This is a genomic window from Streptococcus oralis, from assembly GCF_026782235.1.
Taxonomy (GTDB): Bacteria; Bacillota; Bacilli; order Lactobacillales; family Streptococcaceae; genus Streptococcus; species Streptococcus oralis_CC.
This window is the reverse complement of the sequence record NZ_JAKUWE010000002.1, coordinates 364,013-386,891: the sequence shown is the minus strand read 5'-3', so window position 1 is coordinate 386,891 and position 22,879 is coordinate 364,013. Positions and strand designations below refer to the sequence as shown.

Below are 22,879 nucleotides of genomic sequence, written 5' to 3'. Positions count from 1 at the left end.
TACTTCTACTTCATTTTCTGTCATTGTAATCTATAATTAAAAAATCTTTTGTAAAGGGACATTGACACAGAGTAGAACGAGTTCATATCAAAGAACGACACAAAAAGTTATATAACTTTTTACACAAAAAAGAGGCTCACAAAGAGCACTCTTTCTATACTTTAAGCCCCTTCTTTGGGCTTTGGATAAAATTTTGATTTTGTCCCACCTGTCTATTCAACTGATAAGGCTTTGTATGTTGTTCAACACTTTTTACAATCTTAGATACTGTTCCATGAATCCGTTTCATAGATTGCGCTAGTTGTTGATCGTCAAGAGAGGTCAAATTATCAGTCCAAATTGCCATATAGCGAATGGCTTTTTCAGAGGTATCTAACCCAAAATGATTAGAAACGAGATAACTTGTCATCTCAGCTTCAAGTTCTCTACGATCTTTTGAGACATCTTCCTTATACGAGTTAGCAAATTTAGGGTTATGTAGACTAGCATGAGCCAACTCGTGAATAGTAGTGGCAACGACTTCTCCAGGAGTATTATCTGGATTCAAAAGTATCTTTTGTTCATCTGGATAAAAAGATCCTTTCGCACTTCTCAACTCTTTTGCATCGTCTTGATAGATTGTTACTCCAATATTCTTAGCATAGTCGGAAAGTCCTTCAAGCACCTCTTTTGTACGAATATGATCCATATTAAAGTCATAGTGACGATTTGGCATCGCTTTGGGATAAAATTCAGGTTTCAAGGTTGTTTGAGACAGCTCAAATACTTTATACGTAGCGAATTTAGCTAAACCTGTATTTGAATCTCTTTCCTGGAAGAAGCGAGATTTCAATTTTCCTTCCTTCTTTAACGCCTTTTCTTCAGGTGTCGCTTCAGAAAGTCTTTTATATTTTGGATTGCCTTTTCCATTTTTTACCTGATTTCCATTTTCATCCAATACAGGAATCATTTCAACCATCATAGGTCTAAACAAGGTAATATGTGATTTTTCTCCTGTCTTAACCGAAAGATTGTTATGGACAACTTCTCTTGTTCGACCTGTTTTTTTATTGGTATAGGTATTTCTAGTTTCAAATACCTGTTCTGAAGTAATTCCAAGAACTTCCCCCATTGATTGCCATTGATTATAGGTTGCGACTGCACTCGCTCCTGGCCACTGTTCCTGAATCAAAGCGACATTTCTAGGTGAGAGCTCTGGAAACTTACTCATAAAATTCAGATACTCTTCTAACCGTTCTGGTGTTTCTGTGTACTCTCTCACTTTTTGGAAAGCAACCTCACTCAATTCATGAGGCGTTAAAGCAGCATAATCAATACTACTTGAGTTTACTTCAGGGATCTCCAAATCCGAAATAGGTTCCTCTTTCAGGATCTCCTCTACACGCTGAAGCAAATTGGTTTTAGTTTCTTGCTTAGAAGATTGAAAAGCTACCGTTTCTCTTGTATCAGGAGTTTGACCTTCTCCTTCTTCTGTCAATCGAGCCGATTCATTTGCTTCCTGGGAAATTTCCTTATTCACCTCTCTATTTTCCAGCTGAGAAAGAATTTCTTCATCCATTGATGCTAGTACAGATTGACCGTTGAGTCGACGATATCCTAATCCTAGCATTTGTGAAATTGGTGTAGTCTCATCTCCAATATCATATCGAATTCCCTCTTTGATCATTTCACCCCCTGGAGCATAAACATCAAACTTAATTTTGGTAGGAGGGATGTAACCTTCAGTATTGCCTGCTGTTACTTGTTTCATTCCTTCTTGATGAATTGGATAAAAGTCCTGATTGGCCTTGTATAGCTCTTTAGCAAAGTCTTGATAAGATATAAGCTCTGTCTCTTTAAACGGCAATTTCGGGCCATCTGGGCGATCCTCGGACCATTGAAGACGAATATGATAGTCATCTTTATAAATATGATCTTGATGCCAGTCTCTATAAAAGTCGGAATTTTTATCCAGAAGATTATCTTCTCCAGCTGCAGCAACAATCTGATCAAATTTATCATTGTGCTGTTTCGCATAGTCAAGATACTGATTCCAGGCTTGATGAAATTCTTCTGGAGTTTTTGAGATGTCACCTGGCACACCTAAATTATAGACAGTATCTAAGACTTGAGTAAACGTAGCCGAATCAAGTAGGGGGCTATTCAGTGTGTTCTCTAGCATTGTTTGTTCAATTTCTTTAGAAACTTCTTCAAACTGCTTATTCTTCAAAACTGATAGCATTTCTGCACCATTGTCTTTAACATATTCCTCATTAATTGACAGTTGCTCAATGTGACCATCTCTTTCTCTATAGACACCGAGAATGATCTTTTCATCCAACAATTTAACACTAGTTGCAAGCTCTCCTTTGAGTTTCATAAGAGAGGCTGGAATTTTTTCATCTCCGATATCTTTAAACAGTAGTAAGAAATCTTCATCTTTTGCTTTAATAGCTTCACTCATATTGAGATTGTGAAGCTTTTCAACACTGCTCAAATCATCCAGAACAAAGGATTGTGGCTCTAAAATATCCTGAAGCATTGGAAGAACCTGCAATTTATCCTTAATTGAATTACTAATCAACATACCGTCATAATGACCTCGACCAGCCGCAAAATCTTCTAAGAAATCAGCAGCACCTTTTCCTTCTTCAAAAGGTCTAATCCCTGAAAGATGGATAAAGTTTTCTTTTTGGAAAGTTACTTGAAGAACATTCTCTTCTCCATGATCCGCATAAACAAAACTTATTTTACTGCCAGCCATTTCACTTAAATACCAGGACGCTGTACTTTGAATGGAGGGCGCATATTGGTTCAAACGTCTTAAATCGGCAGGTGTAATTGGGTGATAATTCCCCACTCGCCGTTGCACTTTATCATAATTTGTGCTAAAATGAAGGTACGGATAGGATGATGTCGGGTGACTGGTAACAGTTTGCTCAAAGGTACTTGTTTCAAGTACAGGTGAGGTACTGCCTTCAGCTTTAGGCTGTAAAGAACCCGTGCCACCACTGGTCCTATCATTCATTTGCTCCTGAGAACTCTCAGGAGCTTTTTCTTCTGATTCAACTGACTCTGTTTGAACATTCTCCTCAGCTGAAATCTGTGATTGATAATCATGATCTGCTTTTTGTGCCTGTTCTAAATAAGGAGTTGGAAGAGTTTCTCCCAATTGCGTTGAAAGGTCACTGTCTTCACTACCAATATCATATCGAAAATCATCTGTCAGACGACTCCCCTTTTCATCTTGCAATGCAAAATAAGTTTTATCATATCCCAGGCTAAGCATTCTCAAATTATTCTCTTCATACAATTGAGCTATAAAATCCTTATATGGAATCACATCTCCTGATGAGAATTTCTGAGATAGATTTGGATTTTCTGTAAAATCAAAGGCTACAAATAATTCTGGAGGCACTGAACTTCGCTCTTCCTGTATCATTGGTTTTACTCCAATATTTCCTTGCGCTTGTTTGGCAAGTAATTCATCCACCTTCAGTCTTTCCTCATCTGTTTTCGGATGATACTTAGTTTGTGAAGATAATTGAAACTCTCCTTCTTCAGTCAACTCCAGGGCAACTCTTCGTAACCCTTTTACAAAATACGTATTTGGTTGTTTTTGCCACTGATTCACTAGACCTTCATCAATTAAGGCTTGAGTTGCTGGCTGAATACTCGTTTTGTCCATTTGTTCAGATATAGCTTCAAGTCTAGTCAACTCTTCTTGATAGCGTTTGAGAGTAGCTTTAGTAAAGAACGACTCCCCACGCTTAGCTTTTTCTAACTCTTCACGGATTCTAGGTATATTTTGAACACTCATCTCCAGACCACTTCCCTGACGATTCAACCCCATTTCTTTCAAATGTTGTTGGTGCTCCAGGCGCTCTACTCGTTCTTCCTGTTGCCTAATTTCATCCATCTTTGAGAAAACTTGACCTTCTATTTGTTCTTGCTTACGCATAAAACTAGCACCACCTCGCTTATCATTCATGGGTTGCCCATTTGTTAGCGCTTGGTGGGAATAAGCTCTTGAAATAGCCTCATCTTGTTCACCTTTAAGTCGTTCCAATTTTCGACGTGCCTGGGCAAGACGACTGTTATCAGATTTTTCTTCCTGTTGATTCTTTAGAACATCATTCCAGTCTGTCTTCTCCTGACTTTGTTCAGGGGCTTTTTCTATGTACTCCAGTATTTGTGCATCTAAACGATCAATTTCTTTTCTGATAGACGTCGTACTATCCGCAAAATAAGCATCCCTTTCCAATCTAGTACGTTTTGCGAATAACTTGTCTAAATCAGTCGTTATAAATCGTGACATTTCTTTTTCAAATTGCCATGCCTGTAGTTCATAGTTAATGCCTAAATCTTCCCGAATTTTTTCTGCTAATTCATCTTTCCATTTTCCATGTAATTCCCAAACTAGCTCTAATGGATTATTAAAGGATTTTTCATTTTCTACCGATACAGCTGATAAATCAACTGATGACTGTTGATTCTGGGTTCTCAAGGCATCATTCCAGTCTGTCTTCTCCTGACTTTGTTCGGGGGCTTTTTCTATGTACTCCAATATTTGTGCATCTAAACGATCAATTTCTTTTCTGATAGACGTCGTACTATCCGCAAAATAAGCATCCCTTTCCAATCTAGTACGTTTTGCGAATAACTTGTCTAAATCAGTCGTTATAAATCGTGACATTTCTTTTTCAAATTGCCATGCCTGTAGTTCATAGTTAATGCCTAAATCTTCCCGAATTTTTTCTGCTAATTCGTCTTCCCATTTACTATGCAATTCCCAAACTAGCTCTAATGGATTATTAAAAGATTTTTCATTTTCTACCGATACAGCTGATAAATTAACTAATGACTGTTGATTCTGGGTTCTCAAGGCATCATTCCAGTCCGTTTTATCTTGTCCTGGTTTTAGTTCTGGTAGATCTGAATTGATAACAGCCCCTTTTGCCTCCAATTCTTGAATGAATGTTCTACCTGCTTTATCATTATCTAATGCTAGAGTAATCAAATCCGCATTTTTCCCATCTTCAAAAAAGTGATGATCAATAGCTACTTGAAGTCCGTCCGCTAATTGTTCAGGTGTCCATCTTAGCGGTTTTCCTGATATTTCAGCTTGAATTTGAGATAGATGACGGCCTATAGTCGATTCTTTCAAACCATCCATAGAAACTAATCTGACGTCCTGAAGACTATCTTTGTGCAATTCATAGTAAGACATTAAATCAATCGGACTCTCAGTGAAAATCAATCGTTTTGGACTGCCAATATCAACATGAATACCTGTCATAGGATCGGAGTTTTTCATAATCACTTTAGCATATCCATGTTTTGGCCACTTCTCCCAATTCTCTTGGATTCCTTGTAAAGAGGCTCCAACAACTTCACCTGAAGAAGAAAGGGACTTGAATACAATAACTGGCTCAATCGCATTTGTTGTAACTCCACCAGTGCCTTCCGCAAAGTAGTCAAGTTTGGCGTTAGCTTGGGCTAAAACACCCTGTTCCAAAAAATAATCAATCGTTTCATCCGATAACCCACGTTGATTCCGTAAGTAATCTCTTCCAGCTGAAAACGGCTGCTCGTATTTCTCAAGATAGTATTTAAAATCTTCTTGAGGTCTTTCAACCATTTGAAACTCTTTAAAGTTTCCATCATTCAAAAAATCTACAGATTGGTTAAAACTTACTTCCTTTATCGTCTCAACCAAAGAAATCGCATCTCCACCTGTATTTCTAGAGAACCATTTCCATAAATTTTTATCAGGTGAAATAACTAGGCTATCATGTTCTTTCCATCGATAGTCTCGTCCAGATCGAACCAGCTCCATCTGAAGCTCGTTTGCAACATCCAAAATATCTCTAGAACGTGCAAATTCAACACGTTCTCTACGACTTTTCCCACGTCTTGATTCTTGTTCTGTCATATAAAATCTCCTTAAAATCCTTCATACTGTGGTTTGTACGGCTCTTTCTCTGCTTGTAGAAATGTTTCTGGATCTAAGTGAACCAATTCCCCTACTGAAAAAGATTCAAATAGCTCAGAATTCTCCTTAAAATCTAGAACCATTTCTAAATCAGAATTTCTTCCTTGACCCTCAAAATGCACCTGCTTGCTATCAGCATTCATTGCCGTAATTAACCATTCGGCTGAGAAATCAAAGTCTTCAACTGCGACATCTGGAAATAATAGCTTCATTTTTCTTCTCCTTTCTCTTTTTATCCTTCTATTCTATTCAATAACCAAAAAATCCCATTTAAAGGGACAATATAATTCCATTTTTCAACAAAAAAGTCACTGCTTTTACAATGACTCTTATATACTTTGTCCGTTTTCTTCAAATTCTTGTCTCTCATCACTTCTCTCACGTTCCATGAGGGCTTTTTTATTTGCACGTTGTGCCCTCTGAAGAGAGTTAGTCAGATTTCTCATGAAATCTGTATTGATGATTGCTTTACCTTTTGATAGGCAGATAGATTTTCTTTGCAAGACCTTTCTTTCTTGCATTTTCTGTGAAACAGCTTGAGCTAACTGACTTTTCTGATTACTTTCCTCCTCTGGCAACAATTTTTGATAGAGTAATTTGAGTTCAGAAAATCCCTTTGAATTCTCCTGTTTTAATTTTTGAACAGTTGCTTGATCAGTCGTTTGTGAAATTTCCTTGTTTCGACTGTAAATCTGATGTTTCAACTGAAAAATAGAGATATGTGTCTGTAACTCTTCTATGTAGCTATCTTTCGTAATAGGATAGCCTTTTAGAATGGTCAAAACTCCTTCATCTTGAAGAGGTTGAATTGTAGCTAATTCCTCCTTCAAACGTTTAATAGGTGCTTGAATTGTTAATGAGTCAGCCTTTTCTACTGAAAATGAAACACTATCTTCAAACTCGTTAGCAAGAAATTGTTTTAGAGATTGGTCTGCTTCATCTAGTTTATAATTTGGAGTCAGTTGCAATTCAGTCAGCTTCAGTCTTTGTTGAATTTCTTTCTTTTTCAATTCAACAAATGGCTTATCGGTTTCAAGTGGTTGAATTTGATCAAAAAGAGCTTTACGAACTAATAAGCTACTTTGTTTTTCTTCCAATAAACTCAATTTTAATGCATAGCGAAATGTTCCTAACTCCTGACGTTCTTTTAAAGTACGATCAGATTTATTCTTGGCTGCATCCACAAGAGCTCTCAATTCATCTGAAGAAAATAAGGATAAATCCTTTAGTGTTAGCTGTTTTGCTAGTAAATTCTCTTTCATCTGGCTGACATCATAAACTAGGTCACTAACAAAGTCAGGAACCCCTATCCCTCTCCCCTGCTTATCATAAGCAGAGTAGGTTGGTTTTATAATTTTAAGGGGTTTTGCTCCATCTCTCAACTCATAACCCAATCTTTTCCACGCTTGCAACGATTTGACAACACTTGCGTTAGAATCCTGAGCTAAAATTAATTTTTGATTGTTTTCTGAGAAATTGGCCAAATTTTTTTCCAGCCGAACATCATCTATTTCAGGAGCATTCTCACGAAATAGGTGCAAAATTTTATTTGCTAGTCGTTCTCTCAATTCCTTCTCTCGACTCGCAATTAATTGCTGCAGATGATAGCCTGCAGCCTCCTGTTGTGTTTTCTCAAAACGACCATCAACTTTCCGAATCTTTTCGTAGGTTGATTTTTTTTCAGCTGAATAAGCTCCTCTATAAGTTTCTAGGAAGTCCTTCGTTTCTTTCAGAAATTCTTGATAGAGCTCTTTCCCATCATTTTCTAAATAGGAATCCAGATAGCGGTCGATGAAGAATTTACTGACTGCAAAATCTCTTGCATTTGATCCATAACGCCATTTTTTATCCATTGGCAAATGGTTGTAAGCCTGCTCCAAAAAATTTTTTTCAGCCGAAGAACGAACCTTCTGATCTCTAAAGACAGAATTGATCAACTCACTTCTGATATTAGCCAAAATTTGTTCTCTTCTAACAATCATTCCTCTAGTCTGTTCATTTAACAGGCCATGAAAAACATCACTTTTAAAACGCTCAATGGTTTTTTGGGAAAAGTTCCCTCTGTACTCCATTCGTCCACGAGGTCGATAGAAAATTTTTTCTCTTGCAGATTCAACTTCAGATAAACCAAAATGCACATGAATATTATCCGTATTCAAGTGAATGTTAGCCCACCAAAATGATGAATCAGATAAGCCTTCTTTTTCAATCAACCTCGGCAATGCTTCACGTATGACCGACTTGATAGCTTGCTGATCGACTTTTCCAGTTTCCAGATCATATAATCCCTCTTTGGCCAAAAAATCATTATCAAAAGAGATAACACCCTGCCATAGAAGAGAGCCATTTTGATAAGCCTGTTCTAACTTACTTTTCAATTCAGTTACTTTGCTACGCTGCAAGTAATTGGCCTCTTTTGTAAAAATGGCTGTCATCTCTTCATTTTGGTTTTCAGTAGCATAAGAGCGATTCATATAATCAATGTATTCCTGAAAATTAAGTTTTGTTTCTGGAACTTCAGCTTGAATTTTTTGTAGTTCATCTTCAGTTAGAGACTCAATATTTTGTCTGTGTGTTTCTAAATTTAATTCATTATCAACCTCAACAGCTTCGTCTCTATTGGTGTAGTCTACAAAGCCACTATTTGCTTCAGTGTATTGCAGCATGAAGGTAATACTTGGACTAGAAGATACGTTCATTATTTTCCTCTCTTTGAATTAAAATAATCCATTTTTCCTTAAAAGAGCGTAGTCTTTTAATAACGGTTGTAATTCTTCAGGTTCAACTTGAAAATCATTGATCCACCGTCCTGATTGAGAAATATGTAATTCCTTTTGCTCTTCAACAAATTGCATGGGTATCAATAAGATATTTGGCTTTTCTAACTCCGAACCACTTTCTCGTTCTAAAAAGGCGACAATAAAATCTTGATTTCCTTTTGTCCTCAATTGCCAGTGATGGGAGTTCCCATTTTTCCTTTTATATAATGAGCTATATTTTACATCAATCGTTAGACCATCTAGCCAAAAATCATATACTGGATTATTTTTCTTGAAATACTTATTCGCATCCGTTGCATCTGGGACATACTTTTGAAAAAGCTCCTCGGCCATTCCCCCGAGTTTAGCTGTCCTAGAACCATATTGAATTTTATCTTGAATTTTCAGGCAGCCGCTCTTAATCAATTTCAAATGAGCTATATGAGTAGGCAACCCTGACTGTCTCACCGCTTCATGAAAATCTCCTGTTTCTAAATAGATCTTAACAACATCTACCATTTACTATACCTCAATGAGAATGTTTCATTGTTTGACCACGTGCAACATCTTCTTGAATGACATCGTTAATCCGTGCCATTAATTCATGCTGTGTAGGATCCAGTCGTGAATGAATAGATTCCAAATCTTGAACATCAAAATCATCTTTCGTAATAGCATGAAAGTTGGTTAGTGTTAAATAGAGAATTTGATCAAGTTGACGATGAATTGCCTTGTTGTCATTTCCAGAATCAAAGGCATCCCCCCAATTTTTTTCCAGCTGAGTCAGTCGCTCATAGAAATTTTTTCCTTCTCCTAATTCAATAAAGAGTTTATAAAAAACTTCAATCAAAGTGACAAGCGTTGCTGAATTATTTCGATATTGTTTCTGCAAAGCAGACGATTCTTTCAAGTAGGATTTTATTTCCTTAAATTTTTCATGTGTTTCTTCGCTAAAATATAAGCTAAGTCTTGGATTCATTTTTCCCTCCTCAATTTTTCTGAGATGATCCTGTCAAATAATTGATTTTGTATCCTGGTTGAATATTAAAGATATATACATCAAATGAGATCTCATCATCTTCAATACTCTGCGCTTCCATACGAACTCCTCTAGCAACTAATTCCACATTTCTAAATATAGGAGTTACTCGATAGCGGACATGGTGGTTCGTATTTTTTATGTAGTTAGCAATTTTATTTTCATAGTAGACCATTGATGATTGTTCATCTTCAAAATTTGCATTTAAAGCACGTGTACCTGTAAATAAATTTTTAGCATTCGCATTCTCTCCACTTAATTGAAAACCGATTAAGTGAGAACGATTATATAAATAATCTTCTTTCCCGTTGAAAATTATTTTTTTATTTTTCCATCCTGTTGGTGTGATAGACGAAATAGATTCTCTATCTTCAGTTGGCATCAAATCTTTTCCCAACATCGCTTCAGCAATTCCTACACGATTTAAAAAATCTAGATCAGAATATTTTTCCCAGCTGCCATTTTCTAAACTCAATTCGCTTTTTGTAAATTGTGATTTTTCATTGACAACAATCACCTGATTTTTTTCATCATACTCCTTCGATTTCAAATCATCATTTTTCAGAGTAGGATTCAAATTTGAGTCGGAATTTTTTTCTTCAGCTGAATCGGCTATGTTCAATTGAGTCGGAATATCATTTTGTGTCAAGCCAGATTTGATAGCATTAAAATTGTTAGGTTGTACGATAAAGATTGCAAGAAAAATAAGAATGATGAACAGAGATTTATTCTTCTTCATTTTTAAACACCACCTGACCGTCGTTCAGCTTCAAGCGCAGATACATCATCCATAAAATGTAACCAATTTGTAGTTAGTTCATTTACAATATCTTGTTTAACATTTAAAGCTGAAAGAGAAATTTCATTCTTCAACATCAATTCTAAAATCTTACTTTGTTGTTCTTTGATGACAGATAATGTTTCCGCAAATTGGTTATTGTACAAATTCAATCCGTCATTCATTACGATATTTTGAACTTGCGATAACATAAACTCATTGAAACTCGGATAGTTATATTTTTTTGAAATAGCCTGAAGTTGTTCAAACATATCGTCGGGAACATTTCGAATTAAAAAATTTTTAGTCATCACTTTCCACCTCTCCTTCATACTCTAACCAACGTGAAATATGATCACCATAACGATCCATTTTTTCTTCAAATTCAGATAATATTTTTTTCTGTTTTTTCATTTGGTTCAAAACATGGTCAGAAGCTAATTTCATATTTTCCAAATGAGCAACATACAAGTCTTGAGCACGATTAAATTTTCCATACTCAATTTTTTCACGACAGATTAAAAGCAAAAAATCGTTAAATGAGTTGGCTTTATTTTTTTTCGCAAGAGATTTTAGATAATTAATTTCATCATCAGTAAGGCCTCTAATCTCAATTCGATTTTGTTTTATATTTGCCATTATTTTAAATTTTCCTTTCTAAAAAATAGCGCCCTTCTTTTTTCTTTTGTCGAAGCAAAAGCAAAAAGAAGCAAAAAAGAAAACTTCAACCTCGCAACATCACGAACCGATACGGTTCTATTTTTGCGGTTTTTCAACACACTAACACACACAGAGGGACTAAGGTCCATTTTAGGTGTGTTGTGGTAGAAAAGAGCATAAGGGAAACTGATATCACGTGCCGTGATATGTTGATAGTATCAACGTTTCCAGTACCGGTAATTTTCTCGGCTTCGCCTACTTACACACACATGCGATACTTACCTTTACATACTTTATAGGTGTTATACTTACACGGTTTTTCTTCTTTACATACTTTTACTTACACCGTTTTTGACTTCATTTGGAAGTTCAAAACTCAAAAATTAAGACTGATTTTCAGCTGGAAAGTCTCCTTCTTCACGATTTTTCTTCGCTGCTAAACGTTGTTCTTTTTCATCTTCTTTGATGAGGTTCAATTCCATTTTTAACTCTTCAATAATTGATTCATACGACTGATTTTTATTTTTCTTCAATTGAATTTGTACATAAATTTTACCAATTTGTTTTTGAAGATTCTCTTCTACTTCTTTACGTTCCTCTTCCAAAAGAGCAACTTTTTTCCTCGCCTCTTCCAGTTGATTATCAATTTTTGTTAAATCATTTTTAGCCATGATTACTTCTCCTTTTTATTTAATTAAGCCTATTGTAATCTAAAATATAAAATTATTTTTTAAAGGGACAATTATAAAAAATAAATCCCCTTAATTCAAAAATTAAGGAGATTTTTGACTACTATTTGTTGGTAAACACAAACTCGACTTTCATAGAAAATGCACTCTTTTTACTTACATCAAATTTAATCATCTCGAAACAAAAATCATGTTTTTTCCCAAACGGGAAGACACTGAATACTGGATGATACAATTCTTCAATGTCTACAAATTCTCTTTCAAGAGGAGCTTCAGAACCATTCCATGCTTTTCTATAATAGGAAATACCTGTCTGTTTTTCTCTATTCAAAAAACTTAATTCTACAATATCTTGATAATCCTTTTTCACTGCTCGCTGATTAATCGTAATCATTCGTTGGTTTGCATCACCTTCATCAGCATCCGTAAAAAGATTGATTTTAGGAGGTAACTTATCTTTTAATTTTCGGATTCCAAGATAGTCCTTATTTAAGATATTTTTGAATAAATAACGCTGAAAAAGTTTTGCTTGAAACCACTTCATGAAATAATAAATACCAATACTAAAGATTGTGGCTAAAAGCCAGAACAATGATTCATTTTCTTGAAATGGAAAATCCACTGCGATTGAAAAAATCAAGCCTAACACAACACTTTCAAAAAATGAAAAAATAAATCTCTCAACACCAAAACGCAATTTTGAAAAAGGAACGACTAAGATAAAAATAAACATCAAAAATCCTAAATAATTTGGACTAATTTCAAGTACTGCTGAAATTTTTTTAATCAGAACGGCACACGCTATCATTTCAAATACTAAAGATTGCCATTTAAAGGCTTGTCTAATAAGCCAATTCACTCCACAAATTGCAGATAATTTATATCCCAATTTATCAGTTTCTTTTACCATTTTAATTAAATTTTTCATTTTATTTTACCTCACTTTAATTCATTTCTACAGTTTCAATAGGGGTTGAAAATTCAAATGTTCCATCTTTGACTGCTTGTTTTTTCTTGTCCAAAGACTCCAATTTAGCCTTCAACTTTTCAATGTTTTTATAAGCTGTTTCAATGGTTCTGTTCTTTGTTTCGATGTTTGTATCCAGCGTAGCAATATTCTTTTGATTGGCTTCAAGATCATCACCTGTTAGATATTTTGCTTCTGCTTGAAGACTCGCTTTTCGTGAATTATCATCTTCAATTGATTCCTTCAATTGAGCAATTGATGTTGTCAATTTTTGAGACTGATCATTTTGGAAATTGATTTCTTTTTCGATTTCTTGTAGAGTAAATTCTTCTCTGGAGACAACCTCAATAGCTTTGATTTCAAGCTGAGGATTTTGAGGGGTTACAAAGAATTGTACAGTGTCATCTTCTCCAGATTTCTTCTGAGAAACCTTTTTAGAATCGCTGGATGGTGATGAAATATTCACATCAATTGAACTAGAAGATACTGTCTGATTTGTCACATCGATCGCAAATGCACCAAAATTTTTCGGAACTCCTTTAATAATAACTGATACTTTATTATCAATGATTGGCACAACATCCATCTCTATTTTTGAGTCTTTATGCTGCGCATAGAGTTTCCATTTCAATCGTTTGGCATCGATGCCCCGATCTATCGAAGTCGTAGCATCTTTCGTCTCAAATTGTAAAACGATAATTCCAGTATCTGGTGAATATTCCTGGCTGACCAGCTTCATCTCACCACTACCATTCGCAAAAACTTGCTTTGTTTTGAGTTGTTCTGAAGTATAGGTTTGTCTTTGTGGTGAGAAAATTGCTCCCATCAAAAGACTTAACCAGGTCACAAACAACATTGAGAAAATAACTAGTTTTCTCTTAATAATATTCTCTTGAAACCAAACTTTAATCTTAATAAATGGCTTCAGAATTGGGCTAGATTTTATCTTTTCAATCCAGCGTTTGGATATTTCAATTAAAGTAGACATTTTATTTCTCCTTCCTGATTTTTCCATAATACTGATTTTTTAAAGAGGTTATATCTGTCTTTTTTTCAGTAACCCACATTACATATAAAGATAAAGAAAAAACTATAGTAGCTACACAAATAGTTACAAATACAACTCTCATAAACTCGACATTTCCCAAATAAAACGATTCAAAGACTGTCATAAAAGAAACGTCTTTCACTCCAACTAATTGAAAAAAATTTGAATTCATATTAACTAAATTTACTATTACATATGCAATAAAGCCCAAAAAGAGATTGATTGGCACTAAAGCTAGCAAAATAAAAACAGATATGCCTCCTAAAATTATAAAAATTCGATACCTCACATTTGTTGCAAACAACATATCAGAAGTTGATACATAATCAAAACTTTTTTGTTCATTCGATTGCTCATTCAATTGTTCATTCGATAATGTATATTTTTTTATACCTCTCAAATGTTTGTTAGCTCTTTTCTGCTTCAAACTAGATGATTTAGTCCTTCTCATGCCTCTTATATCCTTTCCAAATAAATGAAACCTTACTTTTCGGCCAAACACTTTTTAGTAGCATTAAGAACGCCAATGGCAGCCTTTTCGTTTTGATTTCATTTCCAAAGTTATCACATATAGTTATCCTGAAGAGCGGTACAAACCAGATCGCAATCAAGATAGTTCCAACCACGCCATGCGCAATAGCATTTAAAATTTGATACATACTGCCTCCTTAAATACAACCTAACTTTTCAGGTGCCAAATCCAATGTTAGCCAAAGGGCCTCATCTTGCGAAATATGTGTTAGTCTTCCTCCCTCATCATTAAAACGATGTAGGGTAAACGTTCCATCTGATAATTTTCCTAAAACAACCATTCCTTCATTTGTCCTAGTACGCCATAGTTCCCAATCATTTTGAAAAGCTGTCTCAGCCCATTTACTTAGCTTTACCCTTTTAGTCATTTATGGCCTCCTGAATACTTTTCTCATCTGCTACAATCTTTTCCTCTGAATCTCTTGAAGCATATAGATATTTCTTTATTTTCCCCTTACGAATCTTGATGATAGTAGCAGCTTTTTCAACCTGGTATTTTTCTACCAACTTTTGACCTTCTTCTGTCTGAGTATCAATGTAAAATGTAGGATAAGAACCTTTATTGGCTGCATCTACAACTACACTTTTTCCAACCTGACAGTAAGGACAATCTTTTTTATAAAATACTAGGTTTACATTTTGATCAAGTACAGTATTCTGGTATTCCTTCTGAGTAAGGTGAGGATCATAATCTAAGATAAAATGATCTTTATACACCCTATACCCCCCTAGAACTGCGAGACTCACAACTAAAATGACAAGAATAGCCCCTACAGCTAACTTAATGTGTCGAAAAAGCTCTCTCATCCTATTTCCTCCTCATCCATAAAATCAAATATGGAACCTTGAACATAATCAATCTTGGCCAATTCTTTTATTTCTGATTTCAAGTTAGTGAACGTTGTCATCACTTCTTGAAAAAGCAAAGGATCAAATTCCTCGGAATCCAATACACGGACAATTGGCAACATTGGATAATGATCTCTCAACTCCTCCTGCAGGTAATCTGAAATCATTTTATCATTCGAGATAACACTATCTACTCTAATAATCGCTGGAATGCTAGAAATACTCTCCTCGTTTTGATAAAAAGTTAAAGCGACATCACCTGCAGAAACAGACTCAAATTTTAAGTTATCCGATGAAAGTTTAAAATAATAAGCCAATGGTTCCTGACCAACCCCTGTTAGGTAATAGCCTCGAATAATTTTGAATAACTCTGACATCGACCTTTCCCCTTCCTAACAAACTTTTAGAAGTCTAAACGGAGCTTGATACACATCAGGATAGTGGATCAATCTCTTTTTTCTTTGTTCAGGAAGTGGTTTACGGTAATGTTTTTGAAGATACTGAAAAGCTAGTCCCAAAGTATCAAAAACTAAAACTTTATTCTCCCCATTACAAATATAGTCACCTAATTCAAAACTGAAAATTACGTACTTCATTCTTCTTCTCACTTTCTATTTTGGCCAATCATTGCCAATCGATCTGTCTCTAATTCAGAATCATATCCGTTTTCAAAACGAACTTGTTGACGAATCCCTATAAGTGAGAGAACTAAGAAAAATCCTCCTACAAATATAAAGCTAAAGAATCCAACTAAAATCAAAATCATATCATTCCTCCATAGGTTATTTTATATACATGTATATCCTTGTAATAATCGTAGATATAAATGTAAGGCAGTTGACGGGTTTTTAAAATTATCCAATATCAAGCTCAAATAGAGATAGTTGTTGTGTTTGTTTAAAGGCATCTTTAACCCTTTCTATCACTCTCTGAGTGAACTCAAAGCTTTCTTCAAAGAAAGCAGCAATATTGGCCATATAAGCCTCCTGACGCTCTTTCTTCACCTGGATAAGGGAAAGCAAGATTGCTTTAATAGAGGCTAATCTGATGCCTCCTCCACGGCCGTGTTTGACTGTGAAGAAGATCTTTTGTTCGGCTTTGAGAACTTTCAATACTTTATCCAATGAGCGTTCAGGGATGTTCAACTTCTCTCGTATCTCTTTTTTCGTCGTCTGGATAAATGGATCCTCAGATTGATAGAAACCTTCTAAATAGGCCATTACGTCTGTTTTCCATTCATGAAGATGACTATTCTTTCTGTCAGCACGTTTCTTCTTAAACTTGTACCAACGCTGCTTCACAAAGAGATCTGAAGCCTTGAGTTCCTGATTGACCCATGCTTTACATAAAGCCATTACATAGTCACGACTAGCAGCTTCATATTTTCCTGAATAGGCGCTTGTAATAATCTTATGATATTCAGCTGAAGAAAGTGGTTCGTCTAAATTTGCATTAAAGTTAGAAAGAACTTCCTCACACTCTCCTTGATTGATTCCTGAAGAGAAGTTAGCTAAAGCCAGCGTGTGAAAAGAACGTTGTTTCTTCCCATCAAGGCTTTTCCACCCTTGATATTTCCCTCTCTCATCAACAATTGATACCAGGGTTCATCAATCTGTTTTACTCCTTCAGAACCTGAAATAACCGTCAAATTTGGCTTTTTACTTGGGAAGGGAAGGTCTGATTGCTTCATTGACCAATCTAACCACTCCTGGAACGAATAGGTATAGTCAGCATCAAAGAACTCAACGTTATCAGTTCGAGGAATCCGAGCAATCCCAAAATGGTTACAAGTCAAGTCTACTGGTAAAGTTTGAGCAAAGTAATTTCTCAAATTTTGAGAGATTGCTTTGGCCACCTTCACCACTCGAAATTGGGAATGAGCTGTAACATAGGCTGATTCTGAGAGGACAAAATAGGCTTGAAATCCTTTATCAGATTTTAGAATCAATGTCGGCATAAAACCTAGCTCCAGGGAAGCAGTTAAAATATCTCCTGTCGTCATTTCTTCAGCTGCAGAGGTAATATCAAAGTCAATGTAGAATGTGTTAATCTGTCTAAGATTATCTTCAGAGTGGCCACGTGTAATCCGTCGACCAGCATCGCTATAGCTTCCATAGCAATATACGTTAGGAGTCCAGTGTGTAAACTGATCCTGGTTCTCAAGCAATGATTCGACAGAGGTTAAAACAACACCACGTGCCTTCACCATATTCGCTTTTGAACGATAAGCAAATACAGAGCCTCGTCTTCCTTCTTCAGCTGAAGAGATAAGCTGTAGATGGCTATTCTTAAATTTTTGTGTTCTTAATCCGTCTTTTGTAATGATGGATAAGCATTTTAGTAAATCAATCTTTTTCATATTTAATTTCTCATTATTTAAACAATGATAGTGGAGATAGCAATAATCTAAAAAGAAAATAAATCAATAAATTTTTGACAAAAATCAATTATGAGATTTAATAATTTCAAAAGTAGTTCAGCATTGAAAATATATAGAAGAGCAACGACCAGTATCATTGCTAACAAGATCATTAAACTATACTTTAAAAAATTTACGGATTCTTTTTTACTGTCTGGTAAATTTGCAACCCTTTTTTCTTTCTTATTCTGTAATTCTTTACCAAAAAAATTCATAATATTACTTTACTAGTATCCAAAAAGATAAAGCCAGAATTCCCAACAATGAAATAATAAGCATACCTGCCATTTCAATAATAGTAATAAGTGAAACGCACCCTAATATAAGCAATATTGCTTTATTCTCAATTAATCCAGAACTTATTAACGACATTGAAATCCAGTTGGCGAGATATATTAGAAACCGAGAATAAGATATAGGAATAGCGATAAGCGAAATAAAGCAAAGAACTATATTACCCAGCACTTTCCGCAAACTCTTAGAATAAAGAATGTTTTCCCTTATGGATTTCAATCTATCCTTTGCTATGAAAAAATAATAATACAATACTGTCATACTATACCTCCTATTTTAGCTCAAATGAATTTATAAGATACGGTAACAAATCAGCAGACGATAGGTATATCATTCCCCCTCCTACAATAATTAAAAAGATACTCACCATCCATTCCCAAGTAGTTAGATTTGGAAAGAAATCTTTCTTACCACTCCAGCTAAGTGTGATGTCTGTATTTTTAGCTATGATAAATACTCCACTGAACGAAATGTACACTCCTACAACAAACAATACAATATACAACAAAATCATAAAATTTCCTCCTACCCGTATTGGGCTTCCTAAAATAAATAAATAAACTAACAAATAAAATGGTGGTAGAAACTATCTACCGTAGTGAAGTTCACCCTCACTGTCCTCGTATTCGAGCCAGTGGTCCATAACATCCGGACCTTCTTGTAACTCACGTCCAGTAGGAGAACACCACTCCTCGTTTCCATTAGATGTTACAAACACCTTTTGAAAAACACCATTTCGGTCAACGTCCACAAAGCGTGGATATGTAACAGTTTTTGTCATTTTATTTCCTCCTATGTTCATCCTCATTTATTCAACAATTCTTCTGATAACAACCTGGTCTCTTTTGCGTGTTCAAAACCAGCAATATACGCCTCATAATCAACTTCAATTTCGATTTTTAGGCTTCTACTCTCTAATTTTCCCATACGAAGTCGTTGTTCTTCCAAAACTTCTGCTGGGATTTTTACCATCAAACCAAATTCTTCTGATGATTGAATCTGTTCCTGAAAACGTTGATCTACTCCGTTTAAGAAACCGAGTAAGTACGATTTCTTATAGTCTTTCCATCTTGCTCTTGAGACTGTAGGGAAAAGTCGTTTCAGCCGATATTTAAGGTATAAGAGCGCACCTTCGTAAACCTTACTACAAAATTCAGCATCAGATTGATATCCAAAGAAAATTATCTGTGTGATGCCATCTTCAGGAAGTCGTCTTCTTATCGTTTTACATCTAAAATTTTCACCTAAAATAGCAGCCAACTTTTCTTGCCACCATGGAAGTCTATATTCCCATGTTCCTATTGTTTCACCAATATCTTTATGAGTTGTACTATTCGTTAAATCATTCATAGAAAGATTATGCTTCACCATAAGTCTTTGAGCCATCAGAAGGGCAGTCTGTCCCTCTTCATCGTTTGGTGCATCATAAGCTAACTCTAAAAGATTCTGTATCTTGTCAATAATTTTACTGTTCATTTCAATCCTCATTTTTATACTTTCTAGGCAAACAACTAGCGTAATGTTTTGAATCATTGACCTTTGCATTATAAAAAATCATATTATTCCCAATAATTTCCTGCCATTTAGGAATATCTTCACGATAAATGCGATTAAGTCCATAAAAGTTCCTTACAATAAATCTAACGGCTCCAATATGATCTCCTAAACCAACAACACACAACACATCATGTTCCATATCATATACCCAATGACTTTTTGAATTTGTCAGTATTTCCCAAGCAAATTCCCAATCTCTCTCAAGCCAATCATGCCCTGGTCTGTAATAAACTTTTGTCTGACAAGATTCATCATTAAAACCATAAAAACAGTGACTACACAGCGTTTTGTTTTTATCTACCCACCAGCAAGGACCATACTTTTCATCGATGCAAGGTGTAACCCAGTTGCAAGCACATCGTCTACAAATTCCAGTTTCCATTTTCTATCCCTCGTTTATTCTCATGCTATTAGGTAACTTTTTACTCGGTAAACAATAACCTTCAGATAAGTCCTGTTTACTATAAAATTCAGGAGGATGTGTCATTATGTGATCACTTCTTTTCCATCCTCGACGAAGTTGTTTGTAAGATAAGGAAACACGTTTCTCAATTTCTTTAAAACTAAACCCCAATTTCAAGTAGGTTGTTATAATAGTTGTAGCATGTTCTTTGGACTCTTCGCTTCTTGTTCTTCGCTGAAAGTTAATCTGCTTATCTTCTTCATTTAATGCTATCTGATAGGCAATAAACAACTTCCGCATTTCCATAATTTTATGTTGCCAGGCTAAGCTATAAGGTTGTCCTGAATATCGATTCACCAAGTCCTTTACGGGTTGTTTAAATTTCATCTGAAGAGGATCGAATTCGCCAAGGTCAGAAAATGGATCAATGAAACCTAGTGGTTCGCTTTGAATTAACTCATTGTATAGCGCTTCTCTGTCCATCCTAATTTATCTCCTTCTGTCAAATTCACGTCATTGAGTCAAATAAGCTTAATTGGATGGTTGTAGGCGCTTGTTCGCTGTTTCCATTCTTATCATGATCGATAACGTCAAAGATTTCTAACGTGTCTAAATTCATTACAATCTCTAATCCTACCATCGTTGAACTCCTCTCAAATAGAATTTTAAGCGAACAAAAAAGAGAACAGATTTCTCTGTTCTCCTGAAAATATTGAATTATTTGATTTTCTAAAAACTCTTACCACTTACTTCAGAATTTTTGAATGATTTTAGCATTTTCTGAAAAATATTTTTTTGATAGATATCCTTAGTATTAAATTCCAATTTGTATAACTTACGATTTCCAAAATACAAACGGTCCAACCAAAGGTAAAAATCAGATTTTTTATCATTTTTTTGCTATGATTAGATATAAGAAAATCTGAGGAGGAGACAATGATATTAATTACAGGTGCAAATGGTCAGCTAGGTACCGAACTACGTTATTTACTAGATGAACGAAATGTGGACTATGTTGCAGTGGATGTGGCCGAAATGGATATCACTAATGCTGAAATGGTTGATAAGGTATTTGCTGAGGTCAAACCAACTCTGGTCTATCATTGTGCAGCCTACACTGCTGTGGATGCGGCTGAAGACGAGGGGAAAGAACTGGATTTTGCCATAAACGTAACTGGAACTGAAAATGTAGCCAAGGCCTCTGAGAGATACGGAGCTACTCTGGTCTATATCTCGACAGACTATGTCTTTGATGGGAAAAAAACCGTCGGACAAGAATGGGAAGTCGATGACCTACCTGATCCGCAGACAGAGTACGGACGAACCAAGCGAATGGGTGAAGAATTCGTTGAAAATCTTACGTCACAGCATTACATCATCCGTACTGCTTGGGTCTTTGGAAATTATGGCAAAAACTTTGTCTTTACCATGCAAAATCTTGCCAAAACCCATAAAACTCTCACTGTAGTTAACGACCAACACGGTCGCCCAACCTGGACACGTACCTTGGCTGAGTTCATGACCTACTTGACTGAAAATCAAAAAGAATTTGGCTACTACCACTTATCAAATGACTCAACTGAAGACACCACTTGGTATGACTTTGCTGTCGAGATTCTTAAGGACAGTGATGTTGAAGTAGTACCAGTAGACTCCAGCAAGTTCCCTGCTAAGGCTAAACGTCCCCTCAACTCAACCATGAGTTTAGCCAAAGCGAAGGCGACAGGTTTCGTCATTCCAACATGGCAAGATGCCCTTAAAGAGTTTTATAAACAAGAAGTAAGAAAATAAAAGCTTACTACATACATAAAAAGCAAGAGACTTTGAGTTCTCTTGCTTTTTAGTATGCATTTAGTTAATTACTTGTTGCGTTTTAGCATAGTTAGCCTCTACCGCTTCTTTTTCAGATTTCCACCAGTCTTGGTTATCTGTATACCATTTGATGGTCTCTTTGAGGCCTGCTTCAAAGTTGGTAAACTCGGGTTTCCATCCTAGTTCATCACGAAGCTTGCTAGCGTCAATGGCATAGCGAAGGTCGTGACCAGCTCGGTCCGTCACATGATCATAAGCATCAGCTGGTTGCCCCATCTCCTTGAGGATGAGTTCCAGCACTTCCTTGTTGTTCTTCTCGCCATCCGCACCAATCAAGTAGGTTTCACCGATTTGACCTTTGGTCAAAATCGTCCAAACACCTGATGAATGGTCATTGGTGTGAATCCAGTCACGGACATTCTTACCCTCACCATAGAGTTTTGGCTTGATACCGCTCAGGATATTGGTGATTTGGCGCGGAATGAACTTCTCGATATGCTGGTAAGGGCCATAGTTGTTTGAACAGTTAGAAATAGTCGCTTTGACACCAAATGAGCGCACCCAAGCTTTGACAATCAAGTCTGAAGCTGCCTTTGTTGATGAGTAAGGCGAGCTGGGATTGTACTTGGTTTCAGCTGTGAACTTCTCACCTGGGCCTTCTCCATGACCTGGCAAATCTTCACGCAGAGGCAGATCCCCATAGACTTCGTCAGTCGACACATGGTGGAAACGAAGGTTATATTTACGAGCTGCTTCCAATAGAGTGTAGGTCCCGATGAAGTTAGTGTAGATAAAGGGGCTCGGGTCATTGAGCGAGTTGTCATTATGACTTTCTGCAGCGTAATGAACGATAGCATCCGCTTCAGCCGCTAACTTGTCTACCAAGGCTGCATCAGCAATATCTCCAACAACCAACTCAACACGATCACCTAAAATTTCTTTAATATTGGCACGATTACCCGCATAAGTCAGCTTGTCCAGCACTGTCACATGGACGTCTGGAAAGTTCTTGTAAACATAATGAACAAAGTTAGAACCGATAAAACCAGCCCCACCTGTCACGATAATATTCTTGTATTCAGTCATTTTTATTCCTTAAC

Annotated in this window: 26 protein-coding genes and 1 pseudogene; 1 reads left to right on the top strand and 26 read right to left on the bottom strand. The window is 35.9% G+C overall.

Annotation, left to right across the window (positions count from 1 at the left end; all coding sequences use genetic code 11):
* Nucleotides 1-154: 154 nt before the first annotated feature.
* From MK396_RS02350 to MK396_RS02230, 25 genes and pseudogenes are all read right to left on the bottom strand, one after another.
* Nucleotides 155-5,914, bottom strand: a complete 5,760-nt coding sequence (locus tag MK396_RS02350; RefSeq protein ID WP_268723536.1) for a PBECR4 domain-containing protein — start codon at nucleotides 5,912-5,914, stop codon at nucleotides 155-157.
* An 11-nt stretch (nucleotides 5,915-5,925) separates the two neighbouring features.
* Nucleotides 5,926-6,186, bottom strand: coding sequence for a hypothetical protein (locus MK396_RS02345; protein WP_000770569.1), 261 nt, complete (start codon nucleotides 6,184-6,186; stop codon nucleotides 5,926-5,928).
* Nucleotides 6,187-6,303: 117 nt separating this feature from the next.
* Nucleotides 6,304-8,673, bottom strand: coding sequence for a MobP2 family relaxase (gene mobP2, locus MK396_RS02340; RefSeq protein ID WP_268723535.1), 2,370 nt, complete (start codon nucleotides 8,671-8,673; stop codon nucleotides 6,304-6,306).
* An 18-nt stretch (nucleotides 8,674-8,691) separates the two neighbouring features.
* Nucleotides 8,692-9,252, bottom strand: coding sequence for a hypothetical protein (locus MK396_RS02335; RefSeq protein ID WP_268723534.1), 561 nt, complete (start codon nucleotides 9,250-9,252; stop codon nucleotides 8,692-8,694).
* A 10-nt stretch (nucleotides 9,253-9,262) separates the two neighbouring features.
* Entirely contained in the window at nucleotides 9,263-9,712 is a 450-nt protein-coding gene (locus MK396_RS02330) for a hypothetical protein (protein ID WP_261446681.1), read from the bottom strand.
* Nucleotides 9,713-9,722: 10 nt separating this feature from the next.
* On the bottom strand, nucleotides 9,723-10,511 hold the full coding sequence (locus MK396_RS02325; RefSeq protein WP_268723533.1) for a DNA/RNA non-specific endonuclease: 789 nt from the start codon (nucleotides 10,509-10,511) through the stop codon (nucleotides 9,723-9,725).
* 2 nt (nucleotides 10,512-10,513) lie between these two features.
* Nucleotides 10,514-10,861 carry a hypothetical protein gene (locus tag MK396_RS02320; protein ID WP_180833417.1) on the bottom strand — a complete coding sequence of 116 codons (348 nt, stop codon included), beginning with the start codon at nucleotides 10,859-10,861 and terminating at the stop codon, nucleotides 10,514-10,516.
* Entirely contained in the window at nucleotides 10,854-11,189 is a 336-nt protein-coding gene (locus tag MK396_RS02315; protein WP_268723532.1) for a hypothetical protein, read from the bottom strand. Before MK396_RS02315 ends, MK396_RS02320 begins: the two co-directional genes overlap by 8 nt.
* Before the next feature lie 404 nt (nucleotides 11,190-11,593).
* A complete protein-coding gene (locus MK396_RS02310) occupies nucleotides 11,594-11,881 on the bottom strand; it encodes a hypothetical protein (RefSeq protein WP_050077969.1) in 288 nt (95 codons plus the stop codon).
* Nucleotides 11,882-12,002: 121 nt separating this feature from the next.
* Nucleotides 12,003-12,827, bottom strand: coding sequence for a hypothetical protein (locus tag MK396_RS02305; protein WP_268723531.1), 825 nt, complete (start codon nucleotides 12,825-12,827; stop codon nucleotides 12,003-12,005).
* A 16-nt stretch (nucleotides 12,828-12,843) separates the two neighbouring features.
* Nucleotides 12,844-13,854, bottom strand: a complete 1,011-nt coding sequence (locus tag MK396_RS02300; protein ID WP_268723530.1) for a hypothetical protein — start codon at nucleotides 13,852-13,854, stop codon at nucleotides 12,844-12,846.
* 1 nt (nucleotide 13,855) lies between these two features.
* On the bottom strand, nucleotides 13,856-14,365 hold the full coding sequence (locus MK396_RS02295) for a hypothetical protein (RefSeq protein ID WP_084850967.1): 510 nt from the start codon (nucleotides 14,363-14,365) through the stop codon (nucleotides 13,856-13,858).
* Entirely contained in the window at nucleotides 14,352-14,573 is a 222-nt protein-coding gene (locus MK396_RS02290) for a multidrug transporter MATE (RefSeq protein ID WP_084850965.1), read from the bottom strand. The genes MK396_RS02295 and MK396_RS02290 overlap by 14 nt, the downstream gene beginning before the upstream one ends.
* Before the next feature lie 9 nt (nucleotides 14,574-14,582).
* Entirely contained in the window at nucleotides 14,583-14,813 is a 231-nt protein-coding gene (locus MK396_RS02285) for a hypothetical protein (RefSeq protein ID WP_009730751.1), read from the bottom strand.
* Nucleotides 14,806-15,252: a thioredoxin domain-containing protein gene (locus MK396_RS02280; protein WP_268708072.1), complete on the bottom strand. Its 447-nt coding sequence runs from the start codon at nucleotides 15,250-15,252 to the stop codon at nucleotides 14,806-14,808. The genes MK396_RS02285 and MK396_RS02280 overlap by 8 nt, the downstream gene beginning before the upstream one ends.
* Nucleotides 15,249-15,671, bottom strand: coding sequence for a hypothetical protein (locus tag MK396_RS02275; protein ID WP_001292118.1), 423 nt, complete (start codon nucleotides 15,669-15,671; stop codon nucleotides 15,249-15,251). Before MK396_RS02275 ends, MK396_RS02280 begins: the two co-directional genes overlap by 4 nt.
* Before the next feature lie 15 nt (nucleotides 15,672-15,686).
* Entirely contained in the window at nucleotides 15,687-15,890 is a 204-nt protein-coding gene (locus MK396_RS02270) for a hypothetical protein (protein ID WP_000878299.1), read from the bottom strand.
* A gap of 8 nt (nucleotides 15,891-15,898) precedes the next feature.
* A complete protein-coding gene (locus MK396_RS02265; RefSeq protein ID WP_268723529.1) occupies nucleotides 15,899-16,060 on the bottom strand; it encodes a hypothetical protein in 162 nt (53 codons plus the stop codon).
* Between the two features lie 88 nt (nucleotides 16,061-16,148).
* Nucleotides 16,149-17,653: pseudogene (locus MK396_RS02260) on the bottom strand (primase C-terminal domain-containing protein).
* Between the two features lie 279 nt (nucleotides 17,654-17,932).
* Nucleotides 17,933-18,268, bottom strand: a complete 336-nt coding sequence (locus tag MK396_RS02255) for a hypothetical protein (RefSeq protein ID WP_268723528.1) — start codon at nucleotides 18,266-18,268, stop codon at nucleotides 17,933-17,935.
* Nucleotides 18,269-18,278: 10 nt separating this feature from the next.
* Complete coding sequence (locus MK396_RS02250; protein WP_268723527.1) at nucleotides 18,279-18,521, bottom strand: synthase; 243 nt, start codon at nucleotides 18,519-18,521, stop codon at nucleotides 18,279-18,281.
* Between the two features lie 72 nt (nucleotides 18,522-18,593).
* Nucleotides 18,594-18,788, bottom strand: a complete 195-nt coding sequence (locus MK396_RS02245; protein ID WP_061409454.1) for a hypothetical protein — start codon at nucleotides 18,786-18,788, stop codon at nucleotides 18,594-18,596.
* Nucleotides 18,789-18,811: 23 nt separating this feature from the next.
* The gene (locus MK396_RS02240) at nucleotides 18,812-19,483 is read right to left on the bottom strand and encodes a DUF2786 domain-containing protein (protein WP_061409452.1); all 672 of its coding nucleotides are present in this window, start codon (nucleotides 19,481-19,483) and stop codon (nucleotides 18,812-18,814) included.
* A gap of 1 nt (nucleotide 19,484) precedes the next feature.
* Nucleotides 19,485-19,946, bottom strand: a complete 462-nt coding sequence (locus MK396_RS02235; RefSeq protein WP_268723526.1) for a hypothetical protein — start codon at nucleotides 19,944-19,946, stop codon at nucleotides 19,485-19,487.
* A 3-nt stretch (nucleotides 19,947-19,949) separates the two neighbouring features.
* Nucleotides 19,950-20,450 (bottom strand): hypothetical protein, encoded by a 501-nt coding sequence (locus tag MK396_RS02230; protein WP_050239913.1) that lies wholly within the window; start codon nucleotides 20,448-20,450, stop codon nucleotides 19,950-19,952.
* Between the two features lie 453 nt (nucleotides 20,451-20,903).
* On the opposite strand from MK396_RS02230, the gene rfbD reads away from it, so the two are divergent.
* Entirely contained in the window at nucleotides 20,904-21,758 is an 855-nt protein-coding gene (gene rfbD / locus MK396_RS02225; protein WP_268723525.1) for a dTDP-4-dehydrorhamnose reductase, read from the top strand.
* Between the two features lie 60 nt (nucleotides 21,759-21,818).
* On the opposite strand, the gene rfbB is transcribed toward rfbD, so the two are convergent.
* Complete coding sequence (rfbB, locus tag MK396_RS02220) at nucleotides 21,819-22,865, bottom strand: dTDP-glucose 4,6-dehydratase (protein ID WP_268723524.1); 1,047 nt, start codon at nucleotides 22,863-22,865, stop codon at nucleotides 21,819-21,821.
* Nucleotides 22,866-22,879 lie beyond the last annotated feature (14 nt).